Origin of the sequence: Stenotrophomonas sp. HMSC10F07 (genome assembly GCF_001807895.1) — a bacterium.
GTDB lineage: Bacteria > Pseudomonadota > Gammaproteobacteria > Xanthomonadales > Xanthomonadaceae > Stenotrophomonas > Stenotrophomonas sepilia.
This window is the reverse complement of sequence record NZ_KV791319.1, coordinates 1-16,598: the sequence shown is the minus strand read 5'-3', so window position 1 is coordinate 16,598 and position 16,598 is coordinate 1. Positions and strand designations below refer to the sequence as shown.

12 protein-coding genes are annotated in these 16,598 nt (G+C 66.9%); 6 read left to right on the top strand and 6 right to left on the bottom strand.

Annotation, left to right across the window (positions count from 1 at the left end):
* Positions 1 to 4: 4 nt before the first annotated feature.
* A complete protein-coding gene (gene aspS / locus HMPREF3114_RS01095; RefSeq protein ID WP_053499386.1) occupies positions 5 to 1,756 on the bottom strand; it encodes an aspartate--tRNA ligase in 1,752 nt (583 codons plus the stop codon).
* A gap of 158 nt (positions 1,757 to 1,914) precedes the next feature.
* Between aspS and HMPREF3114_RS01090 the strand changes: the two genes are divergently transcribed.
* A complete protein-coding gene (locus tag HMPREF3114_RS01090; RefSeq protein ID WP_069139338.1) occupies positions 1,915 to 2,661 on the top strand; it encodes a DUF3011 domain-containing protein in 747 nt (248 codons plus the stop codon).
* Between the two features lie 132 nt (positions 2,662 to 2,793).
* Here the strand turns inward: HMPREF3114_RS01090 and HMPREF3114_RS01085 are convergent, their stop codons facing one another.
* The 4 genes from HMPREF3114_RS01085 to blaL2 form a co-directional block, all read right to left on the bottom strand.
* Positions 2,794 to 3,435 (bottom strand): hypothetical protein, encoded by a 642-nt coding sequence (locus HMPREF3114_RS01085; RefSeq protein WP_053501011.1) that lies wholly within the window; start codon positions 3,433 to 3,435, stop codon positions 2,794 to 2,796.
* 59 nt (positions 3,436 to 3,494) lie between these two features.
* Entirely contained in the window at positions 3,495 to 5,051 is a 1,557-nt protein-coding gene (locus tag HMPREF3114_RS01080; RefSeq protein WP_053501013.1) for a glycosyltransferase family 39 protein, read from the bottom strand.
* Between the two features lie 104 nt (positions 5,052 to 5,155).
* Positions 5,156 to 6,385, bottom strand: a complete 1,230-nt coding sequence (locus tag HMPREF3114_RS01075) for a cation:proton antiporter (protein ID WP_053501015.1) — start codon at positions 6,383 to 6,385, stop codon at positions 5,156 to 5,158.
* Between the two features lie 84 nt (positions 6,386 to 6,469).
* The gene (blaL2, locus tag HMPREF3114_RS01070) at positions 6,470 to 7,384 is read right to left on the bottom strand and encodes a L2 family extended-spectrum class A beta-lactamase (protein WP_053501017.1); all 915 of its coding nucleotides are present in this window, start codon (positions 7,382 to 7,384) and stop codon (positions 6,470 to 6,472) included.
* 174 nt (positions 7,385 to 7,558) lie between these two features.
* Between blaL2 and ampR the strand changes: the two genes are divergently transcribed.
* Positions 7,559 to 8,425, top strand: coding sequence for a LysR family transcriptional regulator AmpR (ampR, locus tag HMPREF3114_RS01065; RefSeq protein ID WP_070488796.1), 867 nt, complete (start codon positions 7,559 to 7,561; stop codon positions 8,423 to 8,425).
* A gap of 78 nt (positions 8,426 to 8,503) precedes the next feature.
* On the opposite strand, the gene HMPREF3114_RS01060 is transcribed toward ampR, so the two are convergent.
* Positions 8,504 to 10,369: an ABC-F family ATP-binding cassette domain-containing protein gene (locus HMPREF3114_RS01060; protein WP_005418533.1), complete on the bottom strand. Its 1,866-nt coding sequence runs from the start codon at positions 10,367 to 10,369 to the stop codon at positions 8,504 to 8,506.
* Positions 10,370 to 10,703: 334 nt separating this feature from the next.
* Between HMPREF3114_RS01060 and HMPREF3114_RS01055 the strand changes: the two genes are divergently transcribed.
* From HMPREF3114_RS01055 to ybaL, 4 genes are all read left to right on the top strand, one after another.
* Positions 10,704 to 13,091 carry a TonB-dependent receptor plug domain-containing protein gene (locus tag HMPREF3114_RS01055; protein ID WP_070488793.1) on the top strand — a complete coding sequence of 796 codons (2,388 nt, stop codon included), beginning with the start codon at positions 10,704 to 10,706 and terminating at the stop codon, positions 13,089 to 13,091.
* A gap of 279 nt (positions 13,092 to 13,370) precedes the next feature.
* Complete coding sequence (locus tag HMPREF3114_RS01050; RefSeq protein WP_005418535.1) at positions 13,371 to 13,679, top strand: hypothetical protein; 309 nt, start codon at positions 13,371 to 13,373, stop codon at positions 13,677 to 13,679.
* Positions 13,680 to 13,688: 9 nt separating this feature from the next.
* Positions 13,689 to 14,570 (top strand): XVIPCD domain-containing protein, encoded by an 882-nt coding sequence (locus HMPREF3114_RS01045; RefSeq protein ID WP_053501187.1) that lies wholly within the window; start codon positions 13,689 to 13,691, stop codon positions 14,568 to 14,570.
* Between the two features lie 191 nt (positions 14,571 to 14,761).
* Complete coding sequence (gene ybaL / locus HMPREF3114_RS01040; RefSeq protein WP_053501185.1) at positions 14,762 to 16,459, top strand: YbaL family putative K(+) efflux transporter; 1,698 nt, start codon at positions 14,762 to 14,764, stop codon at positions 16,457 to 16,459.
* Positions 16,460 to 16,598: the final 139 nt, after the last annotated feature.

Genomic DNA, 16,598 nt, shown 5'->3' with positions numbered 1-16,598 from the left:
CTGATCAGTTGGTCTTGGGGCGAACCTGGATGTGCACTTCGGCCAGCTGCGCGTCGACGATAGGCGACGGCGCGTCGGTCATCAGATCCTGTGCACCGGTGGTCTTGGGGAACGGGATGACGTCGCGGATCGATTCGGTGCCGGCCATCAGCGCGGCGATGCGATCGATGCCAAAGGCGATGCCACCGTGCGGTGGCGCGCCGTAGTTCAGCGCGTCGAGCAGGAAGCCGAACTTGGCGCGGGCTTCTTCGGCACCGATGCCGAGCAGCTCGAACACTGCGCTCTGCATGTCCGGACGGTGGATACGGATCGAACCGCCGCCGATTTCATTGCCGTTGAGCACCATGTCGTAACCGCGCGAGACGGCGGTACGGGCGTTGGCGCGCAGATCGGCGATGTCATCCACGGCCGGTGCGGTGAAGGGGTGATGCAGCGCGACGTAGCGCTGTTCTTCCTCGTCCCATTCGAACATCGGGAAGTCGGTGACCCACAGCGGCGCCCAGCCATCGGCGATCAGGCCGAAGTCCTTGCCAGCCTTCAGGCGCAGCGCGCCCATGAAGTCGGAGACCTTGTTGTAGCCGCCAGCGCCGAAGAACACGATGTCGCCGTTGCCGGCGCCAACATGGGCCACCAGCGCAGCGAAGGAGGCCTCGCTGAAGAACTTCTGGATCGGCGAGCTGATTTCGCCGTTGTCGGCGATCTTGATGTAGGCCAGGCCCTTGGCGCCGTACTTGGCGGCATGCGCGGCGTACTCGTCGATCTGCTTGCGGCTCAGCGCTGCACCGCCCGGGATGCGCAGCGCGGCGACGCGGCCTTCGGCATCGTTGGCCGGGCCGGTGAACACCGGGAACTCGCTGTCCTTGACCAGCTCAGCCACGTCGACCAGCTCCAGCGCGATGCGCAGGTCCGGCTTGTCCGAACCGTAGCGACGCATCGCCTCGGCCCAGGTCATGCGCGGGAAGCTGGCATCCAGCTGGACGTCGACCACTTCCTTGAAGATGGCGCGGATCATGTCTTCGACGAAGTCCTGCACGTCGCGCTCGCGCACGAAGGCGAATTCCATGTCCAGCTGGGTGAACTCCAGCTGGCGATCGGCACGCAGCGCTTCGTCGCGGAAGCAGCGCGCGATCTGGTAGTAGCGGTCGAAGCCGGCCACCATCAGGATCTGCTTGAACAGCTGCGGGCTCTGCGGCAGGGCGTAGAACTCGCCCGGGTGCATGCGCGCCGGCACCAGGAAGTCGCGCGCGCCTTCCGGGGTGGCCTTGGTCAGGATCGGGGTTTCGATGTCCTGGAAGCCCTTCTCGTCCAGGTGGCGGCGCAGGGCCTGCACCAGCTTGATGCGGGTGCGCTGCATGCGCTGCATTTCCGGACGGCGCAGGTCCAGGTAGCGGTACTTCAGGCGGGTTTCCTCGCCCGGGTTCTCGTGGGCGTGGAACGGCAGCGGCGCGGCCTTGTTCAGCACAGTGATGGCAGTGGCGATCACTTCCACCTTGCCGGTGCGCATCTTGTCGTTCACCGCGTGGCGGGCGCGCACGACGCCCTCCACCTGCAGCACGTCTTCGTAGCCCAGCGAAGCCGCCACGGCGAACACTTCGGCGTTGTCGACCTCCACGGTCACCTGCACGATGCCTTCATGATCGCGGAGATCAATGAAGCAGACGCCGCCCTGGTTACGGGCCACGTCGGTCCAACCGGCGAGGGTGACAGTCTGGCCAATCAGGGTCTCGTCGACCAGGCCGCAGAAGTGGGTACGCATTGGGGGAAGCTCCGCTGGAGAACGCCGGCACCGGATGGGGGCCGGAAAGCCTCGTATTCTGCGGCCGAGGCCCCGGCCGGGGCAAATCCGGCCAGTCACACCGGCTTGATCATCCCCCTCCCTATAGTCAGGCACCTGCCACCGTATGGGATGCCGCCATGAATCCGCTGTCCCTGGCCCGCCTGGCCGTGACCCTGAGCCTGGGCACCATCGCCACGCTCGCCCTGCCCTCCGCCCCGGCCGCCGCGCAAAGCGGGGTGATCCGTTGCGAGAGCCAGAACAACCGAGAACGCGTGTGCAACACAGGCTGGCGCAATGCGCAGCTGGTCCGCCAGCTGTCCGGCAGCGCCTGCGACGAGGGCCGCACCTGGGGCAGCCGCAATGGCAGCATCTGGGTCACCAATGGCTGCCGCGCCGAATTCGTCGAGGCCCGTGGTGGCTGGGGCGGCGGCAACGGCGGTGGCTGGGGCGGCAACAATGGCCGGCCCGGCGAAACCATCCGCTGTGAGAGCCAGAACAATCGCGAACGCAGCTGCCCGGTCGGCTGGCGCAATGCCCGCCTGGTCCGCCAGCTGTCCGGCAGCCCCTGCGACGAAGGCCGTACCTGGGGAGTGCGCAACGGCGCGGTGTGGGTCAGCAACGGCTGCCGCGCCGAATTCGCCGAAGCTCGCGGATGGGGTGGCGGCGGGGGCGGTGGCTGGGGCGGCGGCAACAGCAACTACTCCATCACCTGCAGCAGCAACAACAACCGCACGCAGAACTGTGACTGGGATGAGCGCCAGGGCCGGCCGGTGCTGCAGCAGCAGCTGTCCGGCAGCGCCTGCCAGGAGGGCCGCAGCTGGGGCTACGCACGGGGCCAGGTGTGGGTGAGCAACGGTTGCCGGGCGCGCTTCGGTACGCGTTGAGTTGCGGCGTCGGATCCCTGGCCAGCGGCCGGGGCTCTGAGCCGACCAGGTATCCCGCTTCCACGCATGGCGCGGATCTACTGGGGGTCTTTCCGGGGCGGAGCGCTTTACAGGAGGCATCCGACCCCGCGATCACGGTGCGGGCGCTTTGTCGTCACCCCACGGCGGCGGCGGCAGATCGACCGGCTTGCTCAGGTCGAACTTCACGCGGAAGCGGCGGCCGTCCGGGCGGCCCAGCTCGTAGACGAAGGTCTGGTCGGGGTCGATCTCCATCGCCCAGGTGTTGTGCGTGGAGGCCAGCATGTCGGCACGACGGAACATCGCCACCGAATCGGAGTCGGCCGGGAACTGCTGGCGCTCGGCGGTGCCCGGTGGCGTGCTGTCGCCGCCATAGAGGGTGATCGCATCCGCGCTGCCATCCTGATGGCGATGATCGTGCTTCAGGCGCAGGCCGTTTTCGGTGCGGGTCAGCACCCAGGTGCGCGAGTGGTCATCCCCCACATGGAAGGGAATCCGCAATTCATGGGCAGGATCGGCACAGCCGCGCACATGCATGACCAGGCGCTGCCCGGCGAACGGGTCCTTGCCGGTCGGCGCCGGCGTGTCCTCCACCACCCGGCCTTCAAAGGCCTGGCCGCAATGCGCGGCGATGGCGGCCATGAAGGCATCGGCCGGTGCGGTCGCCAGATCATGGGCGACCGTATCGGAACGCTGCGAGCAGGCAGCGAGGCTGAGCAGGAGGGCGGAAGCGGCAACAACGGCAGGCAGTCTCATGCCCCAACCCTAACGACCCGGGCCGGTGCGCGCAAACCGCGCTGACCGGCCACGTCACGTCAGGGGTGCAGCCAGACCTCGCAACCGCCCACGTCCTGCTTCTGGCCACCGGCGGCATAGCGGCGGGTGATCTCGGCCAGCCATTGCACGCGCTCGGGGCTGCTGCCCACCTGGTTGGGGCAGTTGACCAGCGCGGCCAGCGGCAGTCCCCCCAGTGCTGCGTCATCTGCAGCCAGCGATGCGAGCACGTCGTCCGATGCCCAGTCCGGAATCATCACGGCACGGCGGCCGGAGAAATACGGCAGCTCGGAGGACCAGTCCTGACCGAACGCGACCACCACGCCCTGCGCCGGGGTGCCTGTCCGGATGGCCTCGGCGATCTGCGAAACCGGTGTCGGCTCGCGCGCTTCCTTGATGTCCTTCAGCGACTTCACCAGGCCAAAGCCCACCGACAGCACGCACAGGAAGATCGCCAGTGCAACGCCACGGCGCGGCTTGCCCGCCGCTTCGGCCGCCAGCACCGTCGACCACAGCACCAGGCCGATGATCGACGTGGCGAACACGATATTGGCCGCCTGGTAGTAGGGATGGGCGATGTGCAGGTTGGTGAAGACCAGGAACGGCGCCAGGTAGGCCAGCAGCAGGATCCCCACCGCCGTGCGCGTGCGCTTCTGCCACAGCCCGGCGATGACGAAGACCAGGAAGATCCAGTTGGAGCCGATCGCACCGGAGAAGCGCTTCTTGAACACCGTGCCCCACCAGGTAGCCGGATCCAGGCGCTGCTGCAGGGTGCCGTAATTCCAGGTGGACAGTGCATCGGAGGTGATCTGCCGGCCCAGCGCCGACTGCGCCTTCAGCGCATCGGCATGCTGCAGCCACAGGCTGAGCGTGGCCAGCGCGGCAAGCGCGGACAGACCACCCCAGAACAGCAGCTGCCAATGCTGCTGCAGCCACCGCGGGCGCCAGCCGTGCTCGTGCAGGGCCAGCCACAGGAAGGCCAGCGCAACGAACGCGGCAAAGCCGAAGAACGAGGTGACCTTGATGGCCGCCGACAGCACCGCCGCGACGATGGCGACCAGGCCCACCCACACGCGCGGCTGGCTGCGCAGGCGTGCCATCGCCCAGACAAAGAGCAGGCCGAAGAACACCGCGCTGGACTCCATCATCACCGAGCGCCCCCAGAACTGCGCGTACGGTGAGACGGCGAATGCGCCGGCCACGCACAGCGCCAGCGTGCGGTCAGGGCGCCATGCCAGCAGCGTGCGATAGACCAGCCAGATGCAGCCGGCATGGAAGACGGTGGAGACCAGCCGCCCGCTGTTGTCGGCACTCATGCCGGTGACGCTGGACAGCAACGCCGCCAGCCACTGGTAGAACGGGAACTCGAAGGGGATCGACCAGGGCGCGCCCAGCACCGGGGTCACGTAGTCCAGCCAGGGCCCGCCACGTAGCAACCAGTCGATCGACAGGGCAGTCTGCGTCTGCCGGAAACCGGAGGCATCGACCGGGGGCATCGACCAGCTGCAGCCCAGCAGGACCAGCAGCGCGATTGCCGAAAACCACAACAGGATCTTGCCCGGCAACAGGCTGCGGTCTGGGTTGCTTTCCTGGGTCACGCCTGTTGCTCCTGGCTGTGGCCGCCCACGGCAGGGCGCGCTTCACGGGCGCGCAGTGTCTGTGTTGACGCGCGGGAGTGCAAGCCGCTGCACGCGGCTGCGGCTCAGCCCAGCGGTGGCAGCGGCGCCTTCGGCGGCTCGGCCTGGCTGACTTCGGTGGCCGCGACCGGTGCGGCCTCGCCCTCGCCCGCCGGTTCCTGCTCCACCGGATCGACGTCGAACGGCGTGCGGAACACCAGCGACGGCAGCAGCGTGGTCAGCGCGGCGTACAGCAGCAGCGCGCCGAACAGCACTGCGGGTATCTGGAAGCGCTCGCGCATGATCGCCGCCAGCACCAGGGTGAAGATCAGGGTCGGGGCCAGCGCCAGCGAGACCCGCAGGCTGCTGCGGAAGCTCTCGCCGAACATCACCCGGCGCTGCAGCCAGACCACGCCGATGCGCAGCGGCAGCACCACCAGGGTGATCACGATGCCCAGCCCCAGCGCCTCGAAGCTCAACGCTTCGCTGGGCACCTTGGTGCCCGCGTTGAAGAAGTAGAACGGCACGAAGAACGAGGCGAACAGACGCAGCGCGTGCAGGTTCTCGTGCGAGGCCAGCAGCGGCATGCGCTGGTGCAGCAGGCGCGCGACCAGGCCGGCGATGAATGCCCCCACCAGGTAGTACACACCCAGCAGGTAGGTGATGTAAGCCGCCACCATGCCGACCATCACCAGCAGCGAGAACTCCGAGCCCGGCGCGTGCGGCGCCACCCAGCGGCCCAGCGCGATGAACAGCAGCGGCAGGCCGACCATCATCGCCAGCAGCGCCAGGCTGGACAGCGCCATGTGGCCCGGATCGCCGGCCTGCAGCACGATGAACAAGGCAGCCAGCGCCAGCAGCTCACCGGCGATGGCCTTGCTGGTCACCCAGAACCGTTCGTCCTCACTCAGGCCCAGCCGCGACAGCGAGTCCATGATGAAACCGGTGGAGGGCGTCAGCAGCGCCAACGCCAGCAGCCCGGCGGCCTGCCACGGCAATCCTGCGTAACGCCAGGCCAACCAGCCGACGCCGAACAGCGTGCCGGTACGGATGACCAGATGTGCCAGCAGCGGCCACATACCCCGGCGCAGCGCCTGCAGATCCACTTCCAGGCCGGCGAACAGGAACAGCGAGGAAATGCCCAGGGTGGCCAGCAGTCCGATCACCGCATCATGTGCCTGATCCCCCAGCCAGAGCATGCCGATGATGCCGAACAGCAGGCAGGTCAACGGGGCAGGCAGGCTGAAACGCTGCAACGCGCGTGGGATCACCAGCAGCGCGAAGATCAGCAACAGGTAGATCAGTTCATGGCTCATGGGGTCTTCCGTGGGGTTGGAACGCGCGCAGGATGCGCGCGCTGAACCGATCCGGCAAGCCATTTTCGAATGACCCCGGTTACCTCATCCGATCATCGCGTCGGCCAGCGCCCCCACCCGTGCAAGCACCGCTGCGCGCTGATCGTCATCGACCGACGCGCCCTGCAGATAGGCAGTGACCACCCACGCTGCGCCGCCCGCATGCGGCCACAGCACGGCAATGTCGTTGCGCGTGTCATCACCATTGCTGCCGGTCTTGTCCCCCACCCGCCAGCGCTTGCCCAGCCCGGCGCGCAGGCAGGCATCGCCGGTCTGGTTGTCGATGAGCCAATCAGTGAACTGCTGGCGCGATGCCGGCTGCAGGCCATTGCCCACCGCGAAGCGGGCCAAGCTGGTGGCCATCGCGGCCGGGCTGGTGGTATCGCGCGGGTCTCCCTTCGCGAACAGATTCACGTCCGGCTCGTTGCGGTCATTGCGGGTAACGCTGTCGCCCTGCCCGCGCAGGAATGCCGTCAGCGCCGACGGCCCGCCCACCACCTCCAGCAGCAGGTTGGCCGCCGTGTTGTCGCTGGTGGTCAGCGTGCCCCGGCACAGGTCGCGCACCGTCAGGTCCTTGCCCACATGGCGGCGCGCCACCGGGGCGTAGGACAGCAGATCCTTTTCGGCGATGGGCACACGTGTGTCGAGCGAAACGCGGCCTGCATCGGCAAGGCTCAGCACATGGGCAACCAGCATCGACTTGAACGTGCTGCACATCGGGAAGCGCTCGTCCTGACGATGTCCGCCGATGCGACGGCCGTTACCGGTGTTCAGCACGGTGACGCCCAGACGGCCACCGCTGGCTTTCTCCAGCGCGGCGAAATCGGCGGCGCCGGCAATGGCGGCGTTCGCGGCGGTTATGCCAGACGAGGCGGAAACCGGTTGCGCCAGCGCCGGGGCAAGCAGCGAGGACGCAACGGCAGCACCACTGAACTGCAGGAATCGGCGACGGGCGAGCATAGGGGTTCTCCTGGTGACCGCTCGATTATTGGCGCTTCCCCTGCAGCCGACCAGCGCGAAGAATAATGGCAAGCCATAAGTTGAACTCATACCTGTCGTAATCAACTTGTTGAGATTTACGAAATTCCTTATTGAACGGTAGGATCAGCCATCACCCTGGCTCACGGCTTTCCGATGCTGCACCCGACCCTGCCGCTCAACGCGCTGCGTGCTTTTGAAGCCGCCGCCCGCCATCAGAACTTCACCCGTGCCGCGCTCGAGTTGTGCGTCAGCCAGGCCGCGCTGAGCCACCAGATCCGGGGCCTGGAAGACCGGCTCGGCATCCGCCTGTTCCATCGCCTGCCGCGCGGCGTGGCGCTGACCGATGAAGGCGCAGCACTGTATCCGGTGCTCAACGAATCGTTCGAACGCATCTCGGCCAGCATCGCGCGCTACACCGGCGGGCCCGCCCGCGAAGTGCTGACGCTGGGGGTGGTCGGCACATTCGCCACCGGTTGGCTGCTGCCACGGCTGGCCGCATTCGAGGCCTCGCATCCGGACATCGAGCTGCGCCTGCAGACCCACAACAACCGCATCGACCTGGCCGGCGAGGGGCTGGATCTGGCCATCCGCTTCGGTGATGGCGACTGGCAGGGCCAGGCCTGCACGGCGATCCTCAATGCGCCCTTCGCGCCGCTGTGCGCCCCGGCATTGGCGCGGCGGCTGAAGCAGCCGCGCGACCTGGCCACGCTGCCGTTGCTGCGTTCCTATCGCAGCGACGAATGGCCGCGCTGGCTGCAGGCGGCCGGCGTCAGCGGCGTGGAAGCACGTGGGCCGGTGTTCGATTCCTCGCTGACGGTGGCGATGGCCGCCGCCGGCGGTGCCGGCGTGGCCTTGCTGCCGCTGCGCATGTTCGAGCAGGAACTGGCCGAAGGCCGCCTGCTGCAGCCGTTCGGCACCACGCTGGAGCTGGGCCGATACTGGCTGACGCGGCTACGCTCGCGCGCCGAGCGCGAGCCGGCCAAGCGCTTCCGCGAGTGGCTGCAGGCGCAGGGCGCGTAGGCAGTGCCGGCCGCTGGCCGGCAATCCCTTGATCGTTGTGGGCGCATCGCGCTGCCGGCCAGCGGCCGGCACTACCGGTCAGGACTCGAGCAGTTCCATCCAGGCCGCTTCGGCCTTTTCCAGCTGCGCGGCAGCGGTTTCGCGGTCACGGCCGATCACCGCCATGCGGCTGGCATCGGCATAGTTGGCCGGGTCGGCGAGTTGGCGGTCCAGCTCGGCCAGCACACCTTCCAGCTCGGCCACCTTGGCCTCGGCGGCGGCCAGCTTGTGCGGGTTCACGGGCTTTTTCTGCACCACCTGTGCCACCGGGGCGGTCTTGACCACCACCGGCTCTTCCACCTGCTCCATGCGGGCCTTCGTGCCCTGCGCCTGCGGACGGGTGCGCAGCCACGCGGCGTATGCATCCAGGTCACCGTCGAACGGCTCGACCACGCCATCGGCCACGCGCCAGTAGGTATCGCAGACCAGGCCGATCAGGTGGCGGTCATGCGAGACCATCACGATCGCGCCTTCGAAGGTGGCCAGCGCTTCGGCCAGCGCTTCGCGCATTTCCAGGTCAAGGTGGTTGGTCGGTTCGTCCAGCAGCAGCACGTTCGGCTGCTGCCAGGCGATCAGCGCCAGCGCCAGGCGCGCGCGCTCGCCACCGGAGAAACCATCGACCGGCTCGAACGCACGGTCGCCCGGGAAATTCCACTTGCCAAGGAAATCGCGGAACGACTGGTTCGGCGCATCCGGGGCAATCTCGCGGAAGTGCTCCATCGGCGACTGGCCTTCGTGCAGCGACTCCACCGTGTGCTGGGCGAAGTAGCCGATCTTCAGGTCCGGGTGCGCCATGCGCTCACCGACGATCGGCGCCAGTTCACCCACCAGGGTCTTCACCAGGGTGGTCTTGCCGGCGCCGTTCGGGCCGAGCAGGCCAATGCGCTGGCCCGCTTCCAGGCCGAATCCGACGTTGTGCAGGATCACCGCGTCCTGGCCATAGCCAGCCTCGACGTGATTCAGGCGGATCAGCGAGAACGGCAGCTTGGCCGGCGGCGCGAACTCGATGCGGAACTCGCGTTCGGCGCGCACCGCTTCGGTGCCGGCCAGCTTGGCCAGGCGCTTCATGCGGCTCTGCGCCTGCGCGGCCTTGCTGGCCTGCGCCTTGAAGCGGTCGATGAAACTCTGCAGGTGGGCACGCTCGGCCTGCTCCTTCTCGTGCGCGATCTGCTGCTGGCGCAGCTGTTCGGCGCGCTGGCGCTCGAAATCGGTGTAGCCGCCCGGGTAGAGCTTGGCGCCGCCGCCGTGCAGGTGCAGGGTATGGGTGGCCACGTTGTCGAGGAACTCGCGGTCATGCGAGATCAGCAGCAGGGTGCCCGGGTACTTCAGCAGCCACTGTTCCAGCCAGTACACCGCGTCCAGATCGAGGTGGTTGGTCGGTTCGTCGAGCAGCAGCAGGTCGCTGGGCATCATCAGCGCGCGGGCCAGGTTCAGGCGCACGCGCCAGCCACCGGAGAACGAGGACACCGCGCGGTGGTGGGTCTCGGCCGGGAAACCAAGGCCGTGCAACAGCTTGCCGGCGCGCGCTTCGGCGTCGTAGGCGCCCATCTCGGCCATCTTCGTGTGTGCGTTGGCCACCGCCTCCCAGTCTTCGCGGGCGGTCGCCTCGGCCTCTTCGGCCAGCACCGCGGCCACCTCGGTATCGCCGCCCAGCACGAAGCTCAGCGCCGGGTCCGGCAGCGACGGGGTTTCCTGGGCGACGCTGGCGATACGGACCTTGCCGGGCAGGTCGACGTCACCCTTGTCGGCCTCCAGTTCGCCCTTCACCGCCGCGAACAGGCTGGATTTGCCAGCACCGTTGCGGCCGACCACACCTACCCGGTAACCGGCGTGCAGGGTCAGGTCGACATTGGACAACAGCAGCCGCTCGCCGCGGCGCAAGGCGAAATTACGAAGGGAGATCATCGGGGAAGGGGTCCATATAACCGGATGGAATGTGCTGGTGAGCACTGTTCCTGCGACGCAATTCTAGCGTTAACGAATACTTGACGCGTCCCGGGATGCGCAGTGGCCGACGTTCCTCTCTCCCACGTCCTCGCCGCGCGCGTCCCGGGTCTCCTCCCCGCCGATGCCTGTCCGGGCTAAATGGTTGCTGCTGCAACGTTTTTTCCGATGACCGGCATTTGACAGGCACTGAATATCCCGTTAATTGCTGTATTGCGCACCGCAACAACCGCCGTCCGCCTCACCCCCGTGATGTCGATTCCGGTGCCGCCCCCGCCAACCGGAGCCCATCCCGATGACCCGCAAGACCAGCCTGATCGCCGCCGCCGTCGCTGTCGCACTCGGTGGCTCTCCGTTCGTCGCCGCCGCCCAGCAGGCCGGCACCGCCGCCAACACCCTGGACACCGTGATCGTCACCGGCACCCGCGTGGCCGACCGCACCGTCGCCGAATCGCAGTCGCCGATCGACATCATCACCCCCGAAGCGCTGCAGTCCACCGGCACCAGCGAACTGGCCACCGCCCTTTCACGCGCCCTGCCCTCACTGAACTTCCCGCGCCCGGCACTGACCGACGGCACCAGCGGCGTGCGCCCGGCGCAACTGCGCGGCCTGTCGCCGGACCAGGTGCTGGTGCTGGTCAACGGCAAGCGCCGCCACACCTCAGCGATGATCAACGTCAACGGCAGCATCGGTCGTGGCTCGTCAGCGGTGGACATCAACGCGATCCCGATCGCCGCGATCGAGCGCGTGGAAGTGCTGCGCGACGGCGCGTCGGCGCAGTACGGCTCGGACGCTATTGCCGGCGTCATCAACATCGTGCTCAAGGGCAGCGGCAGTGGCGGCAGCCTGGCCGTGGACTACGGCCAGTACTCCGCCGGCGACGGCAACAAGTACCAGCTTTCCGGCGATACCGGCGTCGAGTTCGGCAACGGCCGTGGCCGCGTGCACGTGGCCGGCCAGATCAGCCAGCAGGATGAAAGCAACCGCGCCGGCCCGTACCGCGGCACCACGCCGAACACCGGCAACTTCCCCAGCATCGGCCAGAAGACCTTCATCGTCGGCGACCCGCGCGTGGATGCCACTGCTGCGTCGGCCAACGCCAGCTTCGACTTCAGCGACCACGTGACCGGCTACGCCAGCGCGCTGCTCAGCAATCGCGACATCACCTCGTTTGCGTTCTACCGTTCGCGCAACCACAGCGGGCAGAGCGCGCTGCTGGCGCAGACCTATCCGGACGGCTACGTGCCGGAGATCAACCAGTATTCCAAGGACCGCTCGCTGGTGGCCGGGGTCAAGGGCAACACCGACAGCGGCTGGACCTGGGACCTGAGCCTGAACCACGGCGAGAACACCCTCGATTTCCACACCCGCAACAGCATCAACTACAGCCTCGGTGCGACCAGCCCGCGCTCGTTCTACGACGGCACGCTGAAGTACCAGCAGGACATCTTCAACGCCGACCTGACCAAGTCGCTGGACTGGGGCCTTGCCTACCCGGTCACGCTGTCCTTCGGCGGTGAGTACCGCAAGGAGAAGTGGGACCAGAACCCGGGCGAACTGAACTCGTACACCGGCAGCGGCGCGCAGGGCTTCGCCGGCTTCACCCCGACCAATGAAGTGCATGCCGACCGCCACAACTACGCGGTCTATGCGGGCCTGGAAGCGGACCTGACCGAGAAGTTCTCGGCCGGCATCACCGGCCGCTACGAGGACTACTCGGACTTCGGCGACCGCTTCTCCGGCAAGCTGTCGGCGCGGTATGCGTTCACCGACAAGGTCGCGCTGCGTGCCACCGCCTCCAGCGGCTTCCGTGCACCGTCGCTGGCGCAGCAGGGCTACCAGGCGGTCACCAGCCAGTTCCTCAACGGCGTGTTCGTCGAGCGCGGCACCTTCCCGACCACCAGCCCGGCCGCGCAGGCACTGGGCGCCTCGCCACTGAAGGCCGAGACCTCCACCTCCTACAGCCTGGGCCTGGTACTGCAGCCGGTCGACCGCCTGTACATCACCGTCGATGCGTACCAGATCGACATCGATGACCGCATCGCGCTGTCGTCCAGCATCACTACCAACGCGGCCTCCAGTGCCCTGCTGGCCGGGTTGGGTCTGCCGCAGGTGACTGCGTTCTCGTACTTCACCAACGGCCTGGATACGCGCACCCGTGGCGTCGACTTCGTGTCCAGCTACACGGTGCCGTTCAGCGCCAGCAGCCTGGAGCTGACCGCCGCCTACAGCTACAACGACACCGAAGTGCGCCGTGTCGACGGCACTCCGGCGGTGTTCGGCACCCTGGGCCTGACCCAGTCGCTGATCGGCCGTGATGAGATCGGTCGCATCGAGGACAGCTACCCGCGCGACAAGGCGATCCTGAGTGGCACCTGGCGTTCGGATCACTGGGAACTGGGCCTGGCCGCAACCCGCTACGGCAAGTTCACCGTGCGCAACTCGGCCACCGCGCTGCGCGACCAGACCTACGGCGATGCCTGGGTGGTGGATGCCTCGGCCAGCTACAAGCCGAGCAGCAACTGGACCCTGACCGTGGGCGCCGACAACCTGCTGGACAAGTACCCGGACCGCACCGAAGACCTGCAGAACTCCACCTTCGGCATGCTGCCGTACAGCAACTACTCGCCGTTCGGCTTCAACGGCGCGTATGTGTACGGGCGGATCAAGTACACCTGGTAAGCGGTAATGGGGGCGCCGTGCCCTGCCCGGCGCTGCTCCACACACCCGCCGGCGACCTCGGGGCAGGCGCGGTCCTGACCGTATACCGTTGCCAGCTCCTGCACCCGGTTTCCAGGCTGTGCTCTGTTGCACGCGCCTCATAGGCCGTCCCGTGCATAATCAGCGGACCAACGAAGGAGCCGCTCCGTGACGAGAGCCTGCATCACTCGCCGCCATGTGTACGCTGCGCTCGCGTGGGTTGCGCTGGCGGCCCCCCTGTCAGGGTGTTCAGGAGATCACGTGAAACCCAGCTATTCCAAATCGAGCCTTGAGCCGGTCGTCGTCACCCAGCTCTCCGCGTCGAAGCTCCAGGTCCAGTTCAATGAACCGATGGAAAGCATGTATTACGCGGCAGGGATGAGCTATGTCGTGGAAGGGGACACCATGAAAGTCGTTGTCGATCGCTGTCCCATATCCGGCCAATGCACAACCATGCTGCGGCGCGACGTGAAGCCCGGACCTGCTGGCCCGGCCCGTCAGGAAATTCCCTTGATGGCGCCGCGCGTGGTGATGCTGTACGCCGATGGCGAAACACAGATTTTTCCGTAAGGGCATCCCATGAGCGACAAGGTCGTCCTCGGCATCCATAGTCACGTAGACCCCAATACACAGGGGTCGTTCAATCAGTTCGTGGACGGCCACGCCTGGATCTCGGTGACGCGAAACGGCCATACGACGTTCCATGGCCTGTGGCCAGACAACCATCCACTCGTTGAGGACAATGGCCCAGGTTCGGACATCCGCGAAGGCATGGAAGCCCGGGCCACATCTTCGGCCTCACGCTATTACGAATTGACTCCCGAGCAGGTCAAGCGACTTGACCAGGCCTTGGGCGAAAATGTCACCTGGTCATATGGCAATACCTGCGCATCGTGGGCGACCAGTACCGTGAACAAGGTTACTGGGCAGTCCCTGGATGCAGGCGAACTGCTGTTCACCGATACGCCGCGGGAGCTGATCGAGTCCATTCGCAAGGCAGAGCGCGTGCGGCCCACCAGTCCTTCGCAGCCGCAACCGGCAACCGAACGGCCGGAAACCAGCATCCCATCGCTGAGCGATGCCTCGGCATCGCTTCACCAGCAGGCACTCGCCGGCGTCCATGCGCTGGACGCATCGCTGGGTCGCACATCTGATGAATCCAGCCAACGCATCGCGGCCAGCCTCACCCAACTTGCCCGGGCACAAGGTCTGGAACGGATCGACCATGTGGTATTGGGCTTGCCGACTGGTCAGCCCCCAAGGCCGGAGAACATCTTCGTCATTCAAGGAGCCTTGGATGACCCGGGCCATCTGCGTGCCCCCATCAACATTGAAACGGCCCTTCAGCCATCCGTTGCGGAGTCGCTGCGGCAGATTCATCAGTTGGACAAGCAGTTGGCCGCCTCGCCGCAGCAGGCCGAGCCTGCCCTTGAAGAGACCCAGCGCCGGCAGATGGTGTGATCATCGACGGCTACGCCTGGAGCCCCCATAGGTAGGCTCCATTCGGCCCGTCAGGGCCTGCCATCTCTCAACAAGGCTTGATATCTCGCCCGTACAAGCCGCCCACGCAACGATCCGATACGCTGGACGGGTTTGCCGTATCTGGCCTCATCGGTGAAAATCGGGGCACCCCCGATTTCCTGCGAGTGCCGATGCACCATGACACCGACCTGATCAACATCGTGGCCGTTGGCCTGGGGCTCGCCTTCATCTTCGGCGCGCTGGCCAACAAGCTCCGCTTGTCTCCCTTGGTCGGTTACCTGGTTGCTGGCATCTGCGTAGGCCCGTTCACCCCTGGCTTCGTCGCCGACCAGGCGCTGGCCAACCAGCTGGCCGAACTGGGCGTGATGCTGCTGATGTTCGGCGTCGGCCTGCACTTCTCGCTGAAGGACCTGATGGCGGTCAAGGCCATCGCCATCCCCGGCGCCATCGGCCAGATCGCGGTGGCCACCCTGCTCGGCTGGGGCGTGGCCTCGCTGATGGGCTGGCCGGCCATTCACGGCGTCATCTTTGGTTTCTCGCTGGCCACGGCCAGTACCGTAGTACTGCTGCGGGCGATGGAGGAACGCCGTCTGCTGGAAACCATGCGCGGCAAGATCGCGGTCGGCTGGCTGATCGTGGAAGACCTTGCCTGCGTGCTGGCACTGGTGATGATGCCGGTGATGGCCGGTGTGTTCGGCCCCGACGCGGCCAAGGAGTCGCACTCGCTGGGCAGCGTGCTGGCCGACATCGGCTGGACCTTCGTGCAGCTGGGCCTGTTCGTGGCGGTGATGCTGGTGGTCGGACGCCGGGTCATCCCTTGGATCCTCGAACGTATCGCCGGTACCGGTTCGCGCGAACTGTTCACCCTGTCGGTGCTGGCAATCGCGCTGGGGGTGGCGTTCGGCTCGGCGATGCTGTTCGGCGTCTCGTTCGCGCTGGGCGCGTTCTTCGCCGGCATGCTGCTCAACGAATCGGAACTGAGCCACAAGGCCGCGCACGATTCGCTGCCGCTGCGCGATGCGTTCGCGGTGTTGTTCTTCGTCTCGGTCGGCATGCTGTTCGACCCCAACATCCTCGTCCAGCATCCGTGGCAGGTGCTGGCCACGGTGCTGATCATCATGTTCGGCAAGTCGGCAGCCGCGTTCTTCATCGTGCGTGCGTTCGGCCACCCGACCAGCACTGCGCTGACCATCTCGGCCAGCCTCGCCCAGATCGGCGAGTTCGCCTTCATCATCGCCGGCCTCGGCGTGGCGCTGCAGATCCTGCCGAAGGAAGGCCAGTCGCTGGTGCTGGCCGGCGCGCTGGTATCGATCATGCTCAACCCGCTGGTGTTCGGCCTGCTCGACCGATGGCAGGCCAAGCAGGAAAAGCAGCCGCAAACGCCGGAGCCGGAAGAGGCGACCGGCCCGTCGCGCGACCTGCATGACCATGCCATCGTGATCGGCTATGGCCGGGTGGGCAGCGAGCTGGCCCAGGTACTGCGCGATCGCGGCGTGCCGGTGCTGGTGATCGATGACAACAAAGAGCACGTCGAGCAGGCGCACGCCAGGGGCCTGGCCGCGATCCGTGGCAGCGCCGCCGCCGACCGGGTGCTGGCCGAGGCCCATCCGGAGCGGGCCAAGATCGCAGTGCTGGCGATCCCACAGCCGCTGGAAGCCGGCGAGGCACTGGCCAAGCTGCGTGCGATCAACCCGGACCTGACCCTGCTGGCACGTGCGCACAGCGATGCCGAAGTGAAGCATCTGCTGGAGCATGGTGCCGATGGCACGGTGATGGCCGAGCGCGAGCTGGCCTATTCGCTGGCGGAGATGGTCATGTCCACGCCGCCGTACCGGAATCTGGGACAGCACAGCATTCCGGTGGTATGAGGGGTGTACCTGCGGCAGGGCTTGCAGCCCTGCACCTGCCGAAACAACGGCAAAAGCAAAAGCAAAAGCTGGCATTCCGTGGGATGGCGGGGGGGTCCGGTTGCAGGGGCCGCTGCAAGTACCCCTCCGGGGCCCGGCC

Bases quoted from the DNA above. Each gene is read 5' to 3' on its own strand.
- HMPREF3114_RS01045 (WP_053501187.1), top strand. From the start codon at position 13,689: ATGAGCGACAAGGTCGTCCTCGGCATCCATAGTCACGTAGACCCCAAT.
- ampR (WP_070488796.1), top strand. From the start codon at position 7,559: ATGCTGCACCCGACCCTGCCGCTCAACGCGCTGCGTGCTTTTGAAGCC.
- HMPREF3114_RS01060 (WP_005418533.1), bottom strand. From the start codon at position 10,369: ATGATCTCCCTTCGTAATTTCGCCTTGCGCCGCGGCGAGCGGCTGCTG.
- HMPREF3114_RS01075 (WP_053501015.1), bottom strand. From the start codon at position 6,385: ATGAGCCATGAACTGATCTACCTGTTGCTGATCTTCGCGCTGCTGGTG.
- aspS (WP_053499386.1), bottom strand. From the start codon at position 1,756: ATGCGTACCCACTTCTGCGGCCTGGTCGACGAGACCCTGATTGGCCAG.
- HMPREF3114_RS01085 (WP_053501011.1), bottom strand. From the start codon at position 3,435: ATGAGACTGCCTGCCGTTGTTGCCGCTTCCGCCCTCCTGCTCAGCCTC.
- blaL2 (WP_053501017.1), bottom strand. From the start codon at position 7,384: ATGCTCGCCCGTCGCCGATTCCTGCAGTTCAGTGGTGCTGCCGTTGCG.
- HMPREF3114_RS01055 (WP_070488793.1), top strand. From the start codon at position 10,704: ATGACCCGCAAGACCAGCCTGATCGCCGCCGCCGTCGCTGTCGCACTC.
- ybaL (WP_053501185.1), top strand. From the start codon at position 14,762: ATGCACCATGACACCGACCTGATCAACATCGTGGCCGTTGGCCTGGGG.
- HMPREF3114_RS01090 (WP_069139338.1), top strand. From the start codon at position 1,915: ATGAATCCGCTGTCCCTGGCCCGCCTGGCCGTGACCCTGAGCCTGGGC.